The 19,759-nt window shown below is 34.4% G+C and carries 21 protein-coding genes; 9 read left to right on the top strand and 12 right to left on the bottom strand.

Features of this window, described 5'->3' with window-relative positions; genetic code table 11:
* Positions 1-3 precede the first annotated feature (3 nt).
* The 3 genes from rplI (at position 4) to J3U91_RS00080 (ending at position 3,284) form a co-directional block, all read left to right on the top strand.
* Positions 4-459, top strand: a complete 456-nt coding sequence (rplI, locus tag J3U91_RS00070; RefSeq protein ID WP_002817489.1) for a 50S ribosomal protein L9 — start codon at positions 4-6, stop codon at positions 457-459.
* Between the two features lie 5 nt (positions 460-464).
* Entirely contained in the window at positions 465-1,922 is a 1,458-nt protein-coding gene (dnaB, locus tag J3U91_RS00075) for a replicative DNA helicase (RefSeq protein ID WP_002817943.1), read from the top strand.
* A 144-nt stretch (positions 1,923-2,066) separates the two neighbouring features.
* A complete protein-coding gene (locus J3U91_RS00080) occupies positions 2,067-3,284 on the top strand; it encodes an MBL fold metallo-hydrolase (protein WP_002817491.1) in 1,218 nt (405 codons plus the stop codon).
* A 13-nt stretch (positions 3,285-3,297) separates the two neighbouring features.
* Here the strand turns inward: J3U91_RS00080 and J3U91_RS00085 are convergent, their stop codons facing one another.
* Positions 3,298-3,867, bottom strand: coding sequence for a zinc metalloprotease (locus J3U91_RS00085; protein ID WP_002817944.1), 570 nt, complete (start codon positions 3,865-3,867; stop codon positions 3,298-3,300).
* Positions 3,867-4,658 carry a membrane protein gene (locus J3U91_RS00090; protein WP_002817945.1) on the bottom strand — a complete coding sequence of 264 codons (792 nt, stop codon included), beginning with the start codon at positions 4,656-4,658 and terminating at the stop codon, positions 3,867-3,869. The genes J3U91_RS00085 and J3U91_RS00090 overlap by 1 nt, the downstream gene beginning before the upstream one ends.
* Positions 4,659-4,743: 85 nt before the next feature.
* Here J3U91_RS00090 and dtd point away from each other — a divergent pair, with 85 nt between their 5' ends.
* On the top strand, positions 4,744-5,190 hold the full coding sequence (dtd, locus tag J3U91_RS00095; protein WP_002817946.1) for a D-aminoacyl-tRNA deacylase: 447 nt from the start codon (positions 4,744-4,746) through the stop codon (positions 5,188-5,190).
* An 18-nt stretch (positions 5,191-5,208) separates the two neighbouring features.
* Here dtd and J3U91_RS00100 read toward each other — a convergent pair whose 3' ends face one another.
* Complete coding sequence (locus J3U91_RS00100; protein ID WP_002817947.1) at positions 5,209-6,330, bottom strand: ABC transporter ATP-binding protein; 1,122 nt, start codon at positions 6,328-6,330, stop codon at positions 5,209-5,211.
* A 114-nt stretch (positions 6,331-6,444) separates the two neighbouring features.
* Between J3U91_RS00100 and J3U91_RS00105 the strand changes: the two genes are divergently transcribed.
* Genes J3U91_RS00105 through J3U91_RS00115 form a run of 3 tightly spaced genes read left to right on the top strand, consistent with a single transcriptional unit; the run spans position 6,445 to position 9,401 of the window.
* Positions 6,445-7,731, top strand: a complete 1,287-nt coding sequence (locus tag J3U91_RS00105) for an ABC transporter substrate-binding protein (RefSeq protein ID WP_002817948.1) — start codon at positions 6,445-6,447, stop codon at positions 7,729-7,731.
* Positions 7,732-8,586, top strand: coding sequence for a carbohydrate ABC transporter permease (locus J3U91_RS00110; protein ID WP_002817497.1), 855 nt, complete (start codon positions 7,732-7,734; stop codon positions 8,584-8,586). It abuts the gene before it with no gap.
* Positions 8,586-9,401: a carbohydrate ABC transporter permease gene (locus tag J3U91_RS00115; protein ID WP_002817498.1), complete on the top strand. Its 816-nt coding sequence runs from the start codon at positions 8,586-8,588 to the stop codon at positions 9,399-9,401. Before J3U91_RS00110 ends, J3U91_RS00115 begins: the two co-directional genes overlap by 1 nt.
* Before the next feature lie 67 nt (positions 9,402-9,468).
* On the opposite strand, the gene J3U91_RS00120 is transcribed toward J3U91_RS00115, so the two are convergent.
* From J3U91_RS00120 to J3U91_RS00130, 3 genes are all read right to left on the bottom strand, one after another.
* Positions 9,469-10,785, bottom strand: a complete 1,317-nt coding sequence (locus J3U91_RS00120; protein WP_002817949.1) for a C1 family peptidase — start codon at positions 10,783-10,785, stop codon at positions 9,469-9,471.
* Between the two features lie 132 nt (positions 10,786-10,917).
* Positions 10,918-11,877, bottom strand: a complete 960-nt coding sequence (locus tag J3U91_RS00125) for a 2-hydroxyacid dehydrogenase family protein (protein ID WP_002817950.1) — start codon at positions 11,875-11,877, stop codon at positions 10,918-10,920.
* A gap of 61 nt (positions 11,878-11,938) precedes the next feature.
* A complete protein-coding gene (locus J3U91_RS00130; protein ID WP_002817951.1) occupies positions 11,939-12,310 on the bottom strand; it encodes a cupin domain-containing protein in 372 nt (123 codons plus the stop codon).
* A gap of 233 nt (positions 12,311-12,543) precedes the next feature.
* Between J3U91_RS00130 and J3U91_RS00135 the strand changes: the two genes are divergently transcribed.
* Positions 12,544-13,002: a helix-turn-helix domain-containing protein gene (locus tag J3U91_RS00135; protein WP_002817952.1), complete on the top strand. Its 459-nt coding sequence runs from the start codon at positions 12,544-12,546 to the stop codon at positions 13,000-13,002.
* A 77-nt stretch (positions 13,003-13,079) separates the two neighbouring features.
* Positions 13,080-14,456 carry a class II fumarate hydratase gene (locus J3U91_RS00140; protein ID WP_002817953.1) on the top strand — a complete coding sequence of 459 codons (1,377 nt, stop codon included), beginning with the start codon at positions 13,080-13,082 and terminating at the stop codon, positions 14,454-14,456.
* A gap of 101 nt (positions 14,457-14,557) precedes the next feature.
* On the opposite strand, the gene J3U91_RS00145 is transcribed toward J3U91_RS00140, so the two are convergent.
* The 6 genes from J3U91_RS00145 to J3U91_RS00170 all read right to left on the bottom strand — a co-directional run bounded on the left by J3U91_RS00145 (position 14,558) and on the right by J3U91_RS00170 (position 19,546).
* Positions 14,558-15,250 carry an ABC transporter ATP-binding protein gene (locus J3U91_RS00145; RefSeq protein WP_002817954.1) on the bottom strand — a complete coding sequence of 231 codons (693 nt, stop codon included), beginning with the start codon at positions 15,248-15,250 and terminating at the stop codon, positions 14,558-14,560.
* Positions 15,247-15,804 (bottom strand): hypothetical protein, encoded by a 558-nt coding sequence (locus J3U91_RS00150; RefSeq protein WP_002817955.1) that lies wholly within the window; start codon positions 15,802-15,804, stop codon positions 15,247-15,249. The genes J3U91_RS00145 and J3U91_RS00150 overlap by 4 nt, the downstream gene beginning before the upstream one ends.
* A gap of 11 nt (positions 15,805-15,815) precedes the next feature.
* Positions 15,816-16,334 (bottom strand): stage II sporulation protein M, encoded by a 519-nt coding sequence (locus J3U91_RS00155; RefSeq protein WP_002817956.1) that lies wholly within the window; start codon positions 16,332-16,334, stop codon positions 15,816-15,818.
* Positions 16,306-17,679, bottom strand: coding sequence for a hypothetical protein (locus J3U91_RS00160; RefSeq protein ID WP_002817957.1), 1,374 nt, complete (start codon positions 17,677-17,679; stop codon positions 16,306-16,308). The genes J3U91_RS00155 and J3U91_RS00160 overlap by 29 nt, the downstream gene beginning before the upstream one ends.
* 122 nt (positions 17,680-17,801) lie before the next feature.
* The gene (locus tag J3U91_RS00165; protein ID WP_002817958.1) at positions 17,802-18,044 is read right to left on the bottom strand and encodes a hypothetical protein; all 243 of its coding nucleotides are present in this window, start codon (positions 18,042-18,044) and stop codon (positions 17,802-17,804) included.
* Positions 18,045-18,601: 557 nt separating this feature from the next.
* Positions 18,602-19,546, bottom strand: a complete 945-nt coding sequence (locus J3U91_RS00170; protein WP_002817960.1) for an aldo/keto reductase — start codon at positions 19,544-19,546, stop codon at positions 18,602-18,604.
* Between the last annotated feature and the right edge of the window lie 213 nt (positions 19,547-19,759).

Consider the following 19,759-nt stretch of genomic DNA (forward strand, 5'->3'; position numbering starts at 1 on the left):
TGTATGAAAGTCATTTTTCTACAAGACGTAAAAAATCAAGGCAAGCGTGGCCAAATTAAAGAAGTTCCCGATGGTTATGCAAATAATTTCCTGATTAAAAACAAAAAGGCAGTTTACGCATCTCCTGAAAATATTTCAAAACTAAATGGGCAGCAAAATCTTGAAGCAAAAAAAGCTGCTGAAATTCTAGAAGAGGCTAAACAACTGAAAAATAAACTTGCTTCTACGAAAACAATTGTCCAGTTTTCTGAGCACGTTGGACCGGATGGACGTTTAAACGGCTCGGTTACAGCCAAAGAAATCGCCGATCAGTTGGCAAAACAATTTAATCTAACAGTTGATAAGCGCAAACTTCAGTTGCCACAGCCAATTAAAACGATTGGGCTCCATGAAGTTCCTGCGAAATTACATACACAGGTTTCAGCCATGATTAAGGTAAATGTTTCCGAATTAAATTGAGCAAAATGGAAGATTCAATTATTAACAATCATATTCCTCAAGAAGTTCAAACAGAAAAAGCATTACTTTCTGCTTTTTTTTATACGAGCGGTTTAAGCGAACAGCAGGACGTTCTCGATCGAATGCTTGGAATTATTACGGCAGATGATTTTTATGATGTCAAAAATAAAAAATTCTTTCAGGCAATCAATGAACTTTTAAACGATGACAAAATCGTTGAACCTTTAACTGTCTCTGACCAAATGAAAGCCGATAAAAGCCTTGATTCGGTTGGTGGTGAAGGATATATTTCGGAAGTTCTGTCATCGGATGGAACGATTGCTAATGTGGAGAATTATGCAAAGGCTGTTCATGAAAAAGCAACCCAGCGCCGCTTGATCGACTTGTTCAATCAGGGAAATGGTTTGGCTCATGATCCCGCCTCGCAATCGCAGGATTTAATTGCCGATATTCGTAGCAAACTTGATTCAATTGAAGATCAATCGGAAAACACCGATTTTATTGAATTAAAAAAATCTCTGAGCAACACAATTGATAATTTAAATACTGCGGCCAGAAGTAATTCAATTTTACGTGAGGGAGCTTTGCCGAGTGATTATCCATATTTGGATAAATTAACCAAGGGATGGCAACAAAATAACCTGGTTATTTTGGCCGCTCGTCCTGCTGTTGGTAAAACTGCTTTTGCTCTGAATTTAGCAATTAATGCAGCGAAATCAAAAGAAATCGGTAAAAAAACCGTTGTTATTTTTAACATGGAAATGGATGATCAATCTCTGTCGACACGTATCCTGGCAGCTAATGCAAGAGTTCCAATGGACAAGTTGATGACAGGTCGAAACCTGACTCAATCCTCCAATGGACAAGTTGATCCAAATGCCGATTGGACGCGAATTATGTTGGCAAATGAGAGACTGAGTAGATTGAATATTCACCTTGATACAACACCTGGAATTAGAATCAACGAGATTCGGGCCAAACTTCGTAACCTGCAGTCGCAGTTACAGCGTGAAGATCCTGATGGCGGAATTGGTTTGGTTATCATTGATTATCTTCAATTGATCGAATCAGATGTAACGGAATCACGGCAGCAGGCTGTTGCTGCGATTTCTCGTTCCTTGAAAAAGTTGGCTGGTGAACTAAACGTCCCAATTATCGCCCTGTCGCAATTATCTCGTGGAGTTGAAGGCAGAACTACCAAACGGCCTATGCTGTCTGATTTACGTGATTCTGGAGCGATTGAGCAGGATGCCGATATTGTTATGTTCCTGTATCGTGATGATTATTATGATCAGGACGGACATTCCGAAGACGACGATGATTTCGATGAATCGGCAATTCCGGATCGGGGACCGGTTGAATTAATTATTGCCAAAAACCGTCAAGGAGCTAATAGTACTGTTAAATTAATGTTTGACAGAAGTATTCAATTTTACGGTAACTTAGATCCTCGGCAAGCATAGCCTTATTTTTTGCGAAGCATAAAAACACCGATTTTTCGGTGTTTTTTACTGTCGATTATTGAATAGATTTTCGAGAAAAGCATTACATTAACTATAATTGTTCAGTATTCTGTAGAGTCTTTATTATTGTTTTAAAATTAAAACATGACTACTTCAGTAAAATTTTTGAGTGATTTGAAAACACTTGGGAACAAGATTGTCAGTTTTTCAGATAATGAAACGAGAGTTTTGATATTTCTTGGTTTTTCATTAGATTCTAACAAAAATAAGACGAGCGATAAATCAATGGGTGAAAAGCTTCTTTCAAAAATTTCTGAACTAGTTAAAGAAAATCCAGAAACAATCTACAAGAAACAGGCGATTTTTATTTCCAATCTGCCGACCGATTGTGCTGAGGCTTTGGAATCTTTTAAGGCGGAAGTGGACATGCCGATCTATGTATCATTTCAATCGGGAGATTTATATAGTTCTTCGAATGAAACTGGAGAGAGAACCAATATTTCTAATTTAAGAAGAGTTGATTATGAAAAAGAAATCAAAATTGGTTCTTTTACAGTTAATTTTTTTCATTCTGATCAAAAGATAATTAATTCCAGTGTAATTAAAATTTCCGACAGCAATGGACATGTTTTTGTTTATTTCGGTGCTTTAGGTTATAGCGAATCTTCCCCGGAAAAAATTGATCATTGGATACAAAAACTAGCAAATCGCCGAGCTGATCTTTTGTTGCTCGAAGGAGCGGATTTTTCTTTTGACAACCCTAAAGAAAAAAAGTTGTCACAAAAGGAAAAAGATTTGATTGATAATTTTGCTGATAAACTTGGATCGAATCATTTGGTCGCAATTAATCCTGATCTTCAGCATATTTTAGTTTTGTCGGCTTTGGAAAAAGCCGCCAGAAATTTTGGTCGACCGATTGTTTGGGAAAAAAATTATTCAAATGCTTTAAAAAAATTCTTTTCCGACAGCAAACCGCTGACTTTGGGAAGGGATATTGATTTGCCGGAAATTATTGCTTATCCGGAAGACTATGTGCTACAGAACAGTTACGACAATCTTGATAACTTAAAAGATTTTTATAAACCGATTTATTTGCAAATTGATGGACAGCCGCTCGATGATCATGATTCAAGCTATAAAATCCGACGAAATAAATTGAATGATTTATCAGCCGAGTTTCTTGATCTTGGAATTTTTGGGCAGACAGGTAGAACGAAGCTTATTAAAATCGTCAAACAGATTAATGCGAAGCTCACAATTCCTTTTGATTCGCCTAATTTTGAAGATGAAGTGGCTTTATTGAAGGCCGAAGGATTAACTGCTAAATTGCCTGAAAAGAATCAGGATATTGAATTTCAATAAAACAAGGGATTCTTTAATGAATCTTTTTCAAAATGTATTTTGCAACTTTGATATCGTATCTTGTAATAAAGGATGTTGTCTGAATTGAAGAGTTCATCAGAGCATCACCGTTGATGTGCTTTAGTCCGATTACGTGACCTAATTCGTGTTCAAAAACCGGAACGATCAAACCTTGATTGTTACTTTTACTTAAAAAACCAGCATTCATATAGATTGCTCCACCGGTTGTGACGCCTAAAATATGTTCTCCATAATCTGCATCTTTTGAAAGTTTATTTATTTGTTCGTTCGATAGATCGGCAATTATGATTGTCGGATGTTGATTTTGAGTGATTATAAAAAGCTTTCTGTGAAGATCGCTGTTCCAGGAATTAATCGCTTCTTCAGCTTGTTCTTTAAATTCCGTTTGGGATAGATTGACGGTCACCTTCTTATTTTTCGGAATTTGCGATTTCATGACCGAATCCTTAATTGGCGGTCGATATAAATCAACAATAGAGGTAAAACTGCTCGCGATTAATAAGAGGACCACAAAAAGAGAAATAATTGGAAACAGCAATTTTTTGAGATTATTTTTTAGCATCAACCAAAAAATTCATGCAATATATCGGCAATTTGAGCAGCAGCCCACAAAACAAATAAAAAGTCTACCGATAAACTAACCCAGCTGAAATATTTGCTGAGTGGCAGATAGGAATAAGCCGGTAAATTATGATTACGTCTATACTGAATGATTCGTGGATTAGAAAAGATATTGATAATTATTGCAAAGAAAAATAAGTTACTAATGGTTTGCGTAAAAGAGTTTTGAAAGTTGTTTGGCAGCATAATTATGATTAGAGCGATCCATTGAAAGGATCCGGAACTTATCCATTGAATAAAACCGCGAAGAAAACTTGAATAAATAATTTTCTCGTACCATTTTCCACTAGTAACAACAGCTAATGAACGTTCGTAACTTTCATCCTTTAATCTAAAACGCGTTTTAAAATCATATACCTTGTCCGGATGGCTGAATGACCAAACATCTGCTAGATAAAGATAAAGGAAGAAAAATGCAATCACTATAAGACTGATAGAGATCCACAGCAGCAAGTTGGCAATTAGCTGTAATGACGGGAAGAGAGTTGGCAGGAAAAACAAAAAGATCACGAAAATGAGAATTGGCATGTATAAGCGTCTTTGAATCACGTTTTTAAAAATATTAAGTAATCTGGAAAAGCGCTGATTCACATCTGTCTGGTCATTGAGAGACTCGAATATCTTTCGATCTTCGATACCTTCGTTTGACTGGGGTAAACGAAGACCTTGATTAAGTATCCAGGACGATAGATTACGGTAGGACTCTTTAATTTTTTTTATTTTCTTGAACATTCATCTGTCATTGTATAATAACGGCATTAATTAAAAAGATCATAAACATTTTATTTTTTTAATTTGATTGAAAGAAGTTTTAATTATGCGTATAGTTTTACAAAAAGTCAGTTCAGCCCAGGTATCGGTAGGCGAAAAAATACTTGGGGAAATTGGAGTTGGATTCGTCCTTTTGGTAGGAATAGAGAACACCGACGGGAAAGAAGAGGTTGATTATTTGGCTCGGAAAATTTCTCATTTACGTGTTTTTGCCGATCAAAACGATAAGATGAATCTCTCAATTACTGATGTAAAAGGTTCTATTTTATCAATTTCGCAATTTACCTTGTATGCCGATACAAAGAAAGGTAACCGGCCAAGCTTTATCAATGCTGGGGATCCCGAACATGCAAAAACAGTTTATCAGGCATTTAATCAAGCTTTAATGAACCATAATTTAAAAGTTGCCACCGGTGAATTTGGAGCACATATGGAAGTTAAACTAGAAAACGATGGGCCGGTGACAATCATTTTCGATACTGATCATAAGTGATTTTGTTGATCTAGATTATTATTTTTCTTCCATAAGTGATAAATTCTTCCCACTTTTGGGATCAAAGTAAAACAATTTGTTGTTTGGAATTGAAATCTGAAAATTTTTATCAGTATTTCTCGAGAAGTTTTTTTCGGTTTGAATAATAATTGTTTGACCAAACATATCAAGCGACAGCAAGCTGTGTCCGCCAAGATATTCGATAAAATTCAATTTTCCTTGTAGATTTAAGTTGTTTGATATTTTTTTGTTTTTTGTTTCTTTCTCTACTTGGATATTTTTGATACTTTCTGGTCGAAAGCCAATTAAAATTGATCCCTGATAATTTTTTAATTTATCGGGTAAAATATGACTTAAATCCAAATCACTTTGATTGATAGAAAACTTTCCGGAATCTAATTTCCCCTTTAATATATTCATGCTGGGTGATCCAATAAATTGAGCGACAAATAAATTAACCGGTGCATTGTACAACTCAAAAGGTGTGCCAACTTGCTGAATGCCGCCGTCATTTAAAAGCAAAATTCGATCGGCCATCGTCATCGCTTCGGCCTGATCGTGTGTTACGTAAATTGTTGTTGTTTTTAGTTGATGATGCAGCTTGATGATCAAGCTCCGCATATCGACTCGTAATTTAGCATCAAGATTGGATAATGGTTCGTCCATTAAAAAGAAATCGGGATCGCGGACCATCGCTCTTCCCAAAGCAACGCGTTGCCTTTGCCCACCGGAAAGCTCAGCCGGTTTTCTATTTAATAAGTCATTAAGTCCCAAGGCGTTAGCGGCTTTTTTAATTTTTGTTTCAATCTCTTTCTTTGTTTTTTTCTTCATCTTGAGGTTAAAAGCCATATTTCCGTAGACATTCATGTGCGGATAGAGAGCGTAGTCTTGAAAAACCATTGCCATCTTGCGTTGCTGGGGTGGCAATTTGTTAATTACTTTATTATCAACAGAAATTGTTCCGCCACTAATAGGTTCCAAACCGGCAAGCATTCTTAAAAAAGTTGATTTACCGCATCCTGAAGGGCCGATAATTGCCCAAAACTCGCCATTAGCAATCGTAAAGTTTAAATCGCTCAAAGTTTCTTTAACAGCCTTTGGGTATTTTTTGGTTAGATGACTAACAACTATATTTGGCATAATCTCACTCTCTTCCTTTAGTTTGAAACTATTTACCAAGTTTCTAAGTTATAATGAATAAAATAAATGTAATCGCTTTCTTGGATAGTGTCAACCTAAAGGAGGTGAGTCTCAATGCGAGTTAGGAAGCTATTTATCTTATTTGCTGCTTTAGCCTGTGTTATTATTTTTGCTATTTATAAATTGAGGCAATCTTCGAGTAGTTCGCAAAGTGTGACAACGATTAATTTTTTCAACCAAAAGCCGGAAGTAGCTGCTGGTTATCAAAAATTAGCAAAACTTTATGAAAAGGAGCATCCAAACGTTAAAGTAAAAATTACCACGGTTGGGAATGGCAGTGGTGCTTCTTCTTTGCAGGCCAAATTTGTTTCTGGGGATGCTCCCGATGTTGTGATGCTGGGCGGATTACCAGATGTTGATCGTTATCGCAAACATTTGATTTCTTTAAATTCGATGTCGATTCAAAAAAAGATCGTTCCGTCATTAAAAACGGGAGCCGAAATTGGTTCGACTTTGTATGGTATTCCAGTTGATATTGAAGGATATGGTTGGTCCTATAATAAGCAGATATTTAAAAAAGCCGGTATCGACCCGAACAGCATTCATAATTATGCGACTTTTAAAAAGGCTGTTGAAAAACTGAATTCAGAAAAGAAAAAACTTGGTTTGACAGCTGTTTTTGGTTTTAACGGCGGTGATACAACGACTATTGCTTCTTATGCAGCTCAGTTTTTATCTCAACATTTTAAAAATAACCTGACCAAAGCTTATTACAGTGAACATTTGAACTGGAAATACAGTAAGCAAATGCGAGCATATACTAATTTGATTAAAAAGTATAATGTTCAGCCGATTCTTTCGGTCAAATACGACCCTTCGGTCCAGGATTTATTCTTTAATGAAAAGGTCGCAATGATTCCTCAAGGCAACTGGATTATCCCAACTTTAGACGAAGCAGATAGCAGTTTTGTAAAGGATAAATTAGGAATGTTGCCTTTCTATGTCGGCAATAATAAACAAATTATGACTGGATCGTCCTGGTATATCGGTATTACCGACCAACATCCGGCTAAAGAGAAGGCAGCAAAAAAATTCGTGACCTGGCTGTATACCTCTCCAGAAAGTCAAAATATTACTGTTAACGAAATGCGCTTGGTCCCAGCAACAATTAATTATCCGTTAAGCAAGCTGCCTGACCCAATCTCGAAACTTGTTTATGTTGATGGAACTTCCAAAAACGCCTTTGTTCCGGTCCATAAGGAGTTTCCAAACGGTTTTACCCAGGAAGCCATAGGACCGAATATGCAGCGCTATTTCGCCAATCGAATAACTTGGAAGGAGTTTCAAAAACTTACCAGTAGGCAATATTATCAGTTAAGGCAAGTCCAGGGAGGCAAATAAATGTTCACCAGAAAATACAATTATTGGTTATTTATCGCACCGACATTAATTCTATTAGCTGTTATTATTGTTATTCCTTTTATTATTGGAATTTTCTACTCCTTTACCAATTCGAATGGCCTAACTGCATCTTGGATTGGTTTGAAAAACTATCAACTTTTACTTTCTGATGATAATTTTTTGGAAAGTTGCTGGTTAACGATTCTCTTTTCTTTACTTTCGGTGGTTGGAATTAATGTAATTGGACTTGGTTTTGCTTTATTGGTAACAAGAAGTGACAATTATTTTAATCGTTTATTGAGAACGATTTTCTTTGTTCCAAATTTGATCGGTGGGATTCTTTTGGGTTTTATTTGGCAGTTTATTTTTATTCAAATCTTTCAAGCTTTTGGCGAAAGTCTTGACTGGTCTTGGCTGAAGGGTTGGCTCAGCACCCCGGCAACTGGTCTTTGGGGATTGGTAATTTTATTCTGGTGGCAGATGAGTGGATATATTATGTTGATTTATATATCCTTTTTAAACAATATTCCAAAAAATACAATCGAATCAGCCGAACTGGACGGTGCCAATAATCAACAAATTTTTTGGCACATTAAATTGCCTCAGTTGGCACCCGCTTTTACGATTAGCCTATTCCTGACACTGGCTAACTCTTTTAAAATTTATGAACAAAATCTGGCTTTAACTAATGGAGGACCTTACCGGTCCACCGAACTTATTTCAATGAATATTTATAATACGGCCTTTGTTAATTACCAGCAGGGTTATGCCCAGGCTGAAGGAATTGTTTTGTTTATCTTCGTGATGCTTGTTTCTTTTGCGCAACTATATTTCTCAAGAAAGCGTGAATCATAATGAAAATCAGACCTACAAAATTTTTAATTACTCTTTTCGCTCTTATAGCAGGAGTTGTATGGATTTATCCCTTTGTTATTATCGTTCTTAATTCTGTCAAAACAAAAAATGGTATTTTTGCGAACCCGATTGGTTTTAATAGTTTTACGACTAAAAATTACTACCAGGCTTTTCAACAACTCGACTTCATACATAGTTTTTGGAATTCTTTGATTATTACCGTTGGCAGTGTTTTTCTAATTACAATTTTCTCTTCAATGGCAGCCTATGCTTTAGCTCGGACGAACAGTCGATTGAATTCATCGATTTATTATTTATGTGCTGGAACAATGCTGATTCCCTTTCAATCGATTATGATTCCTTTGGTTTCAATTTTTGGTAAGATTGATTTCCTCGATCGTACAAGTCTGATATTAATGAATACAGGATTGGCCTTGAGTTTATCGGTGGTTTTGTTTTATGGGGCTTTCCTCGGCGTACCGAGGAGTATTGACGAAGCGGCTATTTTGGATGGGGCAAGTACAATTAAAGCCTTCTTCATGATTATCCTTCCTAATGTAAAATCAATGACCGGGACGGTAATCATCCTGAATGCGATGAAAATTTGGAACGATTATCTGTTGCCATCTCTCGTGATTAACAAAGATGGAATGTATACTTTGCCGCTGAAGATGTATTACTTCTTTGGAGAAACAAATAGTCAATGGCAATTGGCTTTAGCCGGTTTGGTTTTGGCTATTATCCCGGTCATAATTTTGTTTGTATTGTTGCAAAAACAAATTATGCAAAGTGCAATCGAAGGTGCTGTTAAATAGTGTCTTCTATAAAAAAATTGCCGGTTAAATATTTCTTTGGCAATTTTTTTCTTTTTATTATTGAGTTTTAATGAAGCGGATCCCAAACAGGTAATTCCTCTGCTGGTTGTTTTAATATTTCTTGGAGTTCTTTGCTTAAGTATTTTTTGTGGACAACAACTTCATAGACAAAATTTTCGAACCAATCTTGGCTCATAACAAAATACCCGTCTTTTCCTATTTTGTCACCCCAACTATTTTCAACCTTCCATTTTGTCGGCTGCTTATCGATTAAATCGACGCCGGTTAAAGTCATTGCATGAGACACTTGGCCTTCTCCGGTTAATAAACGCTCCGCTTTTGTCATTTTGGTATTTATCGAAAAGAGTTCTTCTGTCCGATACAAAATGCTGTCAAGAAAGCCGGCTTGGCGATCGAGCTGCTGTAAAACATCATTACCAAACCAAACCGTTTCGCCATCTTTTAATTGTTGGATTGAAAGATCGGCTAACAATTTCATGTCGACATTTAAAAATTCAATTGTTCTTCCTTTGATAATATTGTTTTCGCATGGCAAACTATAAAGTTTGTTTAACGGTTTATCCGGCGAGTTGGTGACAACTACATAATTGTCAAAATTTTTATTAAAATATTTCTTATAAAATTCTTTAGCCGTCAACTTTGCTTCACGGTGATATTTTTTGTTATCATCACGATATTCTAAATCGAATTTTTTTGGTGGTTCACCAAAAGAGTAAGCCGCGATTCGATAAACTTCGGCCAACATCTCATTTTCACTTGCTTCGATTTTTTCTTTTGTTGCTCCATTGGCAACCAATTTCCGTATTGCTAAAGCATCTTTGCGAAGTTTTTTATCCATTACTTCCGCAAATTCGTCAGTTTTGTTTGTATTATAGCTTTCCGGCATCGTACTGGCCGGCATTAGGCCATACTTTTCGATTAAGCCGGCTGCCATTGCCCATTGACCTCCGTCCTGGCCGGGAGTATCGAGGAAAAATTCGACTTCACGATCATTAATTGGTTTTTGAGCGGTTCTTTCGATATTTTGATAGAAAATGTTTGCTCTCTCGATTTTGTCCCAAAAAAATAAATAGTTTTGTGAGAGCTGGAAATCTTTAACATGATATTTTTTTGCAAATGTGTGTCGCAAGGTATTTAACATTGAAAATTCCCAACAACGTCCACTATGTTTTTGATTGGTGACTTTTCCAGTATCCAGTTCAATCGAAAAAGTGCGATTTAAACGAGTGGCAGCCGTATTATCGTAACTTGCAGCGTGAATACCATTTTTTGTGACCGTTCTCGTTAGAATTGATGCTTCTTTATTTTGCTTGAACTGATCTCTTAAAGATGATATTTTTTCTTTCGTTAATGCAGATGCCATAACCATTCCTCCAAAGTTAATTAACTTCTAATTTAAGGTTATGTTTTGTTGCTTGTCAACTTTGTTTTTGATTAAGATATGCGATAGGCTAGTTGGTTGTTTGAAACAACGAGTTTAAATTATGGCTGTGTATTAATTAACGATATATTTCGGTTTTTCACCATTTAACACTGATACCACATTTTTGGCGACGACTTCAGCCATTGCATTACGGGCTTCGATGGTTGCATTGCCGATATGGGGAGTCAGAATAACATTTTTCATCTGTTTAAATTGATCATCAACTTTTGGTTCATGTTCATAAACATCTAAAGCAGCTCCAGCAAGCTGCTTTTCTTTTAGGGACTGTAGCAATGCATTTTCGTCAATTAACGGTCCACGAGCAGCGTTAATTAGGAAAGAAGTTTTTTTCATAGTTGCAAATTCTTTAGCACCCAACAAGTGATGGGTATTTTTCGTTAGTGGCAAATGCAAGCTAATTACATCGCTTTGTTTAATTAATTCGTCTTTTTCCAAGAAAACAGCATGAAGTTCTTTTTCCTCATCTTCTTTTAAGTGATGCCTTTGTGTGTAAACAATTTTCATATCAAAGTCCTGCATACGTTTGGCCAAAGCCTTGCCAATCTGACCCATGCCGATGATCCCTAATGTTTTTTTAGATAGTTCATGGCCTAAAAAGAATAAGGGACTCCAGCCATTGAATCCTTGATCGTGCATTAAATTATCTCCTTCAACCAAACGATGCGATAGGGAAATAATTAGTCCTGCTGTGACCTCGGCTACTGAAGTAGTCGAGACAAAAGGAGTGTTTGTAACAGATATTTCTTTTGCTCGAGCACTATTTATGTCGATGTTATTGAATCCGGCTCCAAAGTTCGCAATTAATTTTAATTTTGGAGCTGCATTTATTACGTCTTCATCAACATCTGTTGATAGAGAGGTAATTAAAAAATCTTTATCTTTGACTTTATCAAGTAATTCCTTCTTTGTAATTAATTTATCACCCGTAAAAATTTCGACATTTAGGCCGGCTTGTTGAAGTATACTATTTGCAACTTGAGGAAGCTCCGCTGTGATGAGAACATTTTTCATAAGATTAATCCTCTTTAGTTGGATTTATAAAAATTGAATTATAAATCCGATAATTGATATTTCAGATGCGTTTTAAATTGGAAACGGTTTTTTCATCTTTGACGTTTCCGGTATTTAATGTTGTTGCCGGTTCGAATAACAAAACCTCCGCTACTCCATTTGCGACCGGCATATGTTCAACGCCTTTAGGAACAATAAAGAATTCGCCTTCTTTTAGTTCATATTGTTTTTCCTGATTGTTTTCCTTGAGATGGATTGTAACTGACCCTTTAATAATCAAGAAAAATTCATCTTCGTTATTGTGATGATACCAGACAAATTGATCGTGAAACTTTGCTAATTTGATTTGGTATTTTCCTAGATCGCCAACGATTTTGGGTGACCAATAATCGTTGAATTGTTTGAATTTATCTTCTAGATTAACTTTTTCCATAATCAAACCTTCTTAAATATATTTTTTTGTTGCCTGTCTAATATAATAGACAGTATGAAAGTTTCTTTCAATGAAATCCATTATCTTAAATGATTATCGTTTAAATAGTAAATATATTGTACGGAGGGAATATTTTGCAGGTTAATCATCTTGGAAAAACCTTATTAAACTATCGTCAACAAAATAAATTAACAATTCGAGAATTGGCCGTTTAGTCGGGAATAAGTGCCTCTTTGATTAGACAAATTGAACGCGGACGGGCAAATCCATCATTATCCGTTCTAACGATTATTGCCAATACCTTAAATGTACCTTTATATACACTTTTTATTAACGATGTCGATACTGACAGTTTGATATCACGAAAAAAAGATCGCAAGATAATTTATCGGCAGGATAGTGCCCATACCGTTCAGGATATTTTGACGCCTGATTTTATGAGGACTCATATCAAACTCTTGATGATGGATCTAAAACCTCATTCTGTGACTACCAAGTCTTATTATGTTCATGAAGATAAAGAGGAATTGGCAGTCGTTATGTCCGGCACCACGCAAGTCGAAATGAACGCTAAGGAATATTCTTTGCAAGAAGGCGATGTTGTGCGAATTCCTCCATATGTCAAACATCGATTCTTAAACCGATCGAATTTGATCGCGCATGTTTTGTTTGTTTTGACTCCAAAAATATAGTTTATTGAGTAAGCTGTTTTTTACTTAATAATAAAAAATGATTAGTTCAAAATTTTAGTTAGGAGAAATCTTTAAAAATGGATAACGAGAAATATCGAATCGAAAAAGATACTTTGGGAGAAGTTAAAATTCCTGCAAGTGCCCTGTGGGGACCTCAAACTGAACGAAGTCGACAAAATTTTAAAATCGGGCAAAGAATGCCTTTTGAAATAATTGAGTCTCTATTACAGATTAAAAAAGCAGCTGCAGTGGTTAACGAAAAAAATGGTGAAATTAGTAAAGAAAAATCTAATTTAATTGTTGAAGTAATTGATCAACTTTTGGTGGGAAAATATCAAGATGATTTTCCATTAGTTGTTTATCAAACAGGTAGTGGAACGCAAACGAATATGAATGTGAACGAAGTGATAGTTCACTTGGCGGCTGAAATTAATCCTAAGGTTTTGTTACAAGCAAATGATGATGTTAATCACTCGCAGAGTTCCAATGATACTTTTCCCACCGCGATGGCAATTGCTGCTTATGATGCTGTAAAAAAATTGTTATCTGTTTTGGAACATTTGGAAAATTCATTGAACGATAAAGCACTTGAGTTTAAAAATATTGTAAAAATTGGTCGTACCCATCTTCAAGATGCCACCCCAATTACTTTTGGACAGGAAATTAGTGGTTGGTCCAGCCAGATAAAACACAATTTTGATTATTTGCAAAATAATAAAAAGACTTTACTTGAATTGCCAATCGGAGGAACAGCGGTCGGTACCGGTTTGAATACCGTCAAAGATTTTGATCGACAAATGGTCGAACAACTATCGGTCCAAAAAGGAATAAGTTATCTTGTTGCTCCGAATAAGTTTCAAGGTCTGGCCGCACATAGCGCTATTAATTTCATTCATGGTATTTTTAAGACTCTTGCAGCTGACTTAGTTAAGATTGGCAACGATATTCGTTTTCTCGCCAGTGGTCCCAGATCAGGATATGGTGAGATCAATATTCCTGCTAACGAACCTGGCTCTTCAATCATGCCCGGTAAAATAAATCCAACTCAAATCGAAGCACTAACAATGGTAGCTGCCCGTGTAATGGGAAATGATACAACAATTGATTTTTCATCCAGTCAAGGAAATTTTGAAATGAATGTTTATAAGCCAATTATAATTCAGAGCTTTCTTGAAAGTGCAAAGTTATTGACTGAAGCAATTGGTTCTGTTGATAAGAATCTAATTCAAGGAATTACCGTTAATCAAAAAAGAATGAAAGATCTAGTCGATAATTCGTTGATGACTGTTACGGCTTTAAGCCCACATATCGGCTATGAAAAAAGTGCCAAAATTGCCCAAAAAGCATTGCGTGAAAACACCAAATTAATTGATGCCGCTTTAGCTAGTGGGTATGTAACTGAAAAAGAGTTTAGAGAGTGGGTCGATCCTTTTAAAATGACTTCACATAAATGATTTTGGCCAGTAATTTGAAGTTTAATGATTTAAAATATCCAAATTCAGTTCACTATAAATCCTTTATTTAAATAGTTCATAATTTTCGATTCATATAAAACTTAATCATGATCTTTATAGGATTCCAATACTATTTCTTCGCTATTAACATCTTTTGCATTGTAAGCAATAATTTTCTTTTCGGAAAATAAATAAATCATGTCGGCAATCTTTTCCGATAATGCCATATCGTGACTGGTTACGATAACTGTTTTGCCTAATTTTTTGTAATTTAAAATTTGTTTACGCAAAAAATCGACATGGTAAACATCAAGTCCTAAACTCGGTTCATCCAATAAAATTATTTCTGGAGCAATAATATCAAGAATTGCAAGATCGAGTCTTTTCTTCATGCCAGTCGAAAAAGTCACAGAAAAATCTGTCTCTTCAAACAGATTATAAGATTGTAAAATATCTTTTATCTTGCGATCAGAAAGTTTTAATTTAAACAGTTCGCTATAATAAAGCAGATTTTCTTTGGCTGTTAAATACTCTACTGATATATTTTCAACGGGTAAAGAGAAAATTTTTTTGCGAAGAGACTTGGAGTACGGAATACTGGCATCTTTGTTATCAATCTGAATGCTGCCGTGATTTATTTTGTTCAAGCCGGCCAATATATCCATCAACGTAGTTTTACCAGAACCGTTTTTCCCGACGAAAAAAGAAATTTTATTAGAAGGAATCTGTAAATTCACCTTATCGAGGACAAGCTTGTCCTTGTATTTTTTTGTTAAATTATTAATTTTAATCATTTTAATAGTGCTCCTGAAAATATTAAGGACGCAGAGGTTATGATTCCTAAACAAGCTGTTAAATACAGTTTGCATTTTTTAATTAAAGGTATACAAGCAATAAAGATTTTTCCCAAGAGCATGATTGCCAACAATAGGGTGTAATTATTAAGGCTTATCATAGGAAGTGCCTTGCCTAAAAAAATGGTTGTTATTGCCAGTACTGCAAATGTAATTAAAGTGACAAAAGCTAAATTATAGGCAAAATCGTTTATGATTTTAAAATCAACCTTGGTTTCTCTTCTAATTGAGGATTCTAAATTCGCAATTAGCCTCGTGGTTGTAATTACAATCCAGATATTGACAATCAGAGTCAAAACTTTAAAAGCAAACTGTAATATGACGTTGTTGTATGTAGCAAAAACGCTATTGAAAAATGTTTTTGTTATCTCTTCTTTGCTGCTCATTTCCTGAATTAGTTGTCCAAAAGGATTTGGAAAGTTAACATAGACTATTGAATATAGAATCAGAACCGCGATAGCAAAGATCCAAAAAGTTTTTTTGTTGACTATCATTTAAATTCCCTTCATTTTATTGATAAATTTGATTCTATGTAGGCAGACACAATGCTTAGCATTAAACAAACAAAAAATGTTTTTATTGCTAGTTTTAACAATTCATTGTCAAAAATAATTTTTTTATTTGTAATTTTTTGAATCAATAAATAAGAACCGAATGCGCTGGCAAGAAGAATCTCTGGAATTTCAAATACTCCATGCAACAGGACCTTATGGATCAACATTCCAAAGCCGTATTGTTCTAGTAATGCTCTAATTTTAATTCCGAAAATCAAGAAATTATATGCTAAAAGTATATTTGAAACCACACCTATCGTTAAGATTGATATCATTAAAATTACCATTATAAGCATATTGTGCATAAAAATTTCTTTTATCGATAAAACCTGAATTTTCAAGTTAATTTTTATGCCGGTGATGTTCAAACCTACCAAGGTGAAAATAGATACGATTGCAGTGGATAACATTATTGAAAGAACGAACGGTTTTGTAACAATTTTATCTAATAAAAAATCGATATTCGCCATAAAAATTTCTCCTAAGTAAAATAAACAATAATATATTTATAAAAAGTGTAAAGATAATATAAATTGACATAATCACAACAACTGTATTTATTGAAACTTTCAGAATTGTGTTCATAAGAATGGTCATTTCTTCAATCGTGACTTGAATAAACAATACGGATATTGTTACAGGAAAAGCCATTGAATTTTCAAACCTCTCTTGGCCTTTATATCGAATGCTGATATTTGAAAAAATCTGTACTGTTAACGCCAATGAGATTCCGTTTATGAATAAAAGAAAGGCACAGTAGGCAGCAATTTTTAAATCAATCAACGATAGAGAAAGCATTGTTACGACAGATATGAGAATATTTGCAATCGAGAGCAAAATTGATACAAAGGCTTTCCTCAGCAAATATTTTCTTAAGTCGTAGCCAGTTTGTATAATTCCCTTAATTATTTTTCGATCTGACGATAAGTTTAAAAAAATGAAATTTGCAAATAAAATTGCTTGTGATAACGTCAAAATTATGAAAGTACTCTGTAAATTTAACGATTCCATAGATATGATTGACAATAAAAGCAAAAGTTTAATCATTAACCAGGCAAGAGGAAAAATCAACAAATTAGATACGAAATGAAATTCTCCCGAGTTAATCATTTCTCTTAAAAATTTTTTATAAAAAATATTTGAAGGGTTAACCCCTTTTTTTAAAAAAACTTCATCATTTTTAGTGTTGTATCTTATGGATACTATTACCAAAGTTTTATATAAAAGTAAATACAATAAAATACCTGCAACACTGTAAATCAAAAGTTCTAGATTACTTATTTTGAATAATTTCCAATTAAATATTCTATTGATATTGATAGAAATTTTTACTCTAAAAATATTTAAGAAATAAAAAATTATAATTGTTTCGGAAATAATTTCTCCAATATTCTTTATTAGTTTTATCCATTTAGTGTAGAAAACAAAACTTAAAACTTGAGAGCTTTTATTCGTAATTAAAAACAGCACCCATGCAGCAATTATAGATAAAATTATTCTCATATTTATTTTTGTTAGCAACAAAGGAAAACTAATAATTGTTAGCAAAGTTATAAATGATATGAAAGTGAAAACCTCGTATTTAACACTTTTTATAAATATTATTTGTTGGTATTTAATTGGAATACCCTTAAAACGGCAGGAAATGTTTTTAAGAAATTTTGTTAAGTCCTTATCGGAAGAACCAAATCCAATTAAACCAAAAAACAATAATATCAAACATATAGAGTCGTAATGATTTTCGATAAAACTATTGGCAAAAATAGAAATAGCATAACCAAGTAACAAATAAGTAAAAAGAACAATGGAAATCATTTTCGCAATTTTTTGTCATAGAATTTTTCTCGAATGAACGCCAATAACTCAAAATAAATAATTTTTTTCATTGAACAAAATAAGGCAGAATAATTCTGCCATAATTTAAACCTTTCTGAATTTTACCAAGCAGTACAGGCTCTTTTTCCGGCCCTTAATTTCTGCAAGATATAAACCCCGCCAAGCCCTACAATTGCTGAAACAATCAATGTAGTTCCTCCTGTAATTCCTGCTAGAGCAATTAAACGTCCAACGCTTAAGTTGGTACCACATCTAATTAACGCTGTATAAATTGCTGCGGCCGTTCCAGTTGAAATTCCAAATGTTCCAGTCAATAAAAAAAGACAAAAATTAATTTTTTTCATAATATCATCTTCAAATGATTAATAAGATTCATTTTCTAAATAAATGATTTAATTATTATAATCGAGAAATATATCATCATTAACGAATTTGCTAAATTAGCTATTTTTAACAGGTGTAACCGCTTAATATTTCCTATATTCATTTTTTAAAAAATTATTTCCAATTTTGGATAAAATTGGCTGAATCTAGGGCAATAAGAAAAGCTTTCGATTTTTGTCGGAAGCTTTTCAGAATTATTTATTTTCCTTTTAATTATTTGTATCTTTTATCAATTAAGAGCGCTACGATCCCCATCATTACGCCGGCAATCACAAGCAGGACACTGACGAATTTCGAATAAGGGACCTTAAATATATTTATTAAAGACAATATTAATAAAATCAAGATCAACAAAATTGAGATTGTTTGGACAAAGATAATTTTTTTCATGAATGCCTGTAACTACTCTTAATTTTAATGGAAATAAAAAACAGCAACAGTTCTTTAACTGTTTTATTTAATTATTTTCAGTGAAAGCCTTAATGATTTCGATAACTTGATCCGGGCCAGGCGATCCTCAAAATTCCTTAAAAGTATCATCGATCTGTTTGTATTCGCTGTCGCTTAATCTTACGTCAAGCGCCTTGGCGTTGCTTTCTACTTGAGAAGCTTTTTTCGCACCAGGAATAACAACGCTGATTTCTGGATTAGCAATGTACCAAGCAAGAATCGTTTGAGCAACTGTTGCGTCGTGGGAATCGGCGATTGATTTAATCGACGAGACCTTATCCACTATTTTGGCAAAGCGATCGCCCTTGAAGTCGGGGTTATCATGACGGATATCATCTTCAGGGAAGGTTACTGTCTTAGAATATTTTCCGGTTAAAAGGCCGGAGGCCAATGGGAAGAAGGGAACAAAGGAAATTTTGTGGTCATGCAGATAAGGGAATACATCTTTTTCTGCATCCCGATGCAGCAGGCTGTATTCGTTTTCAACGACATCAACATAGTTATCTTGGTTAGCTTCTTTTATTTGAGCTAACGAGAAGTTTGAAACACCGATTGCACGAATTTTTCCTGCTTTTTTAAGCTCGTTCAAAGTTGCTACAGCCTCGTTTTTTGGTGTTTTTTCATCTGGAAAATGAATGTAAAAAATATCAATATAATCGGTTTTTAAGCGCATCAAACTGTCGTCAACAGCCTTTTTTAAAAAGTCCGGGCTGTTATTAATGGTGACATCGCCAGTCGATGTGTCTTGAGCTGCCTTGCTGGCAATCACGATTTGATCGCGTTTATAATCTTTGATTGCTTGACCGATTAATTCTTCCGAGTGGCCCATGCCATAAGCAAAAGCCGTGTCAAGTAGTTTTATTCCATTATCAAGGCCTGTTTTGACAATTTCGACCCCGGTATTATCTTGTAAATTTGGAAATAAATTTGTTCCACCAACCGCATTGGTTCCAAGACCAAGTGGGGTTGAAACTACATCTGATTTTCCAATAACGACATTTTGCTTATCCATTTTTAGCTCCTTACTTTTTGTAATAACAATTACATTGTATTTCGAATCTAAGCAGAATACAAATTAAAAAAATTTACTTAATATTTTGTTTTTTGGATTAGTGGCGAAACAAATTAAATTTTTTTATTTGTTGCTGTTTTTGTTATTACTGGATTTTAATTTTTTCGATAATCTCTTTTTTGCCTTTTCGATTATTTCAACCGAGGCTGTTTT

The organism is Oenococcus oeni (assembly GCF_020510245.1).
Taxonomy (GTDB): Bacteria; Bacillota; Bacilli; order Lactobacillales; family Lactobacillaceae; genus Oenococcus; species Oenococcus oeni.

Bases quoted from the DNA above. Each gene is read 5' to 3' on its own strand.
- rplI (WP_002817489.1), top strand. From the start codon at position 4: ATGAAAGTCATTTTTCTACAAGACGTAAAAAATCAAGGCAAGCGTGGC.
- dnaB (WP_002817943.1), top strand. From the start codon at position 465: ATGGAAGATTCAATTATTAACAATCATATTCCTCAAGAAGTTCAAACA.
- J3U91_RS00080 (WP_002817491.1), top strand. From the start codon at position 2,067: ATGACTACTTCAGTAAAATTTTTGAGTGATTTGAAAACACTTGGGAAC.
- J3U91_RS00085 (WP_002817944.1), bottom strand. From the start codon at position 3,867: ATGCTAAAAAATAATCTCAAAAAATTGCTGTTTCCAATTATTTCTCTT.
- J3U91_RS00090 (WP_002817945.1), bottom strand. From the start codon at position 4,658: ATGTTCAAGAAAATAAAAAAAATTAAAGAGTCCTACCGTAATCTATCG.
- dtd (WP_002817946.1), top strand. From the start codon at position 4,744: ATGCGTATAGTTTTACAAAAAGTCAGTTCAGCCCAGGTATCGGTAGGC.
- J3U91_RS00100 (WP_002817947.1), bottom strand. From the start codon at position 6,330: ATGCCAAATATAGTTGTTAGTCATCTAACCAAAAAATACCCAAAGGCT.
- J3U91_RS00105 (WP_002817948.1), top strand. From the start codon at position 6,445: ATGCGAGTTAGGAAGCTATTTATCTTATTTGCTGCTTTAGCCTGTGTT.
- J3U91_RS00110 (WP_002817497.1), top strand. From the start codon at position 7,732: ATGTTCACCAGAAAATACAATTATTGGTTATTTATCGCACCGACATTA.
- J3U91_RS00115 (WP_002817498.1), top strand. From the start codon at position 8,586: ATGAAAATCAGACCTACAAAATTTTTAATTACTCTTTTCGCTCTTATA.
- J3U91_RS00120 (WP_002817949.1), bottom strand. From the start codon at position 10,785: ATGGCATCTGCATTAACGAAAGAAAAAATATCATCTTTAAGAGATCAG.
- J3U91_RS00125 (WP_002817950.1), bottom strand. From the start codon at position 11,877: ATGAAAAATGTTCTCATCACAGCGGAGCTTCCTCAAGTTGCAAATAGT.
- J3U91_RS00130 (WP_002817951.1), bottom strand. From the start codon at position 12,310: ATGGAAAAAGTTAATCTAGAAGATAAATTCAAACAATTCAACGATTAT.
- J3U91_RS00140 (WP_002817953.1), top strand. From the start codon at position 13,080: ATGGATAACGAGAAATATCGAATCGAAAAAGATACTTTGGGAGAAGTT.
- J3U91_RS00145 (WP_002817954.1), bottom strand. From the start codon at position 15,250: ATGATTAAAATTAATAATTTAACAAAAAAATACAAGGACAAGCTTGTC.
- J3U91_RS00150 (WP_002817955.1), bottom strand. From the start codon at position 15,804: ATGATAGTCAACAAAAAAACTTTTTGGATCTTTGCTATCGCGGTTCTG.
- J3U91_RS00155 (WP_002817956.1), bottom strand. From the start codon at position 16,334: ATGGCGAATATCGATTTTTTATTAGATAAAATTGTTACAAAACCGTTC.
- J3U91_RS00160 (WP_002817957.1), bottom strand. From the start codon at position 17,679: ATGATTTCCATTGTTCTTTTTACTTATTTGTTACTTGGTTATGCTATT.
- J3U91_RS00165 (WP_002817958.1), bottom strand. From the start codon at position 18,044: ATGAAAAAAATTAATTTTTGTCTTTTTTTATTGACTGGAACATTTGGA.
- J3U91_RS00170 (WP_002817960.1), bottom strand. From the start codon at position 19,546: ATGGATAAGCAAAATGTCGTTATTGGAAAATCAGATGTAGTTTCAACC.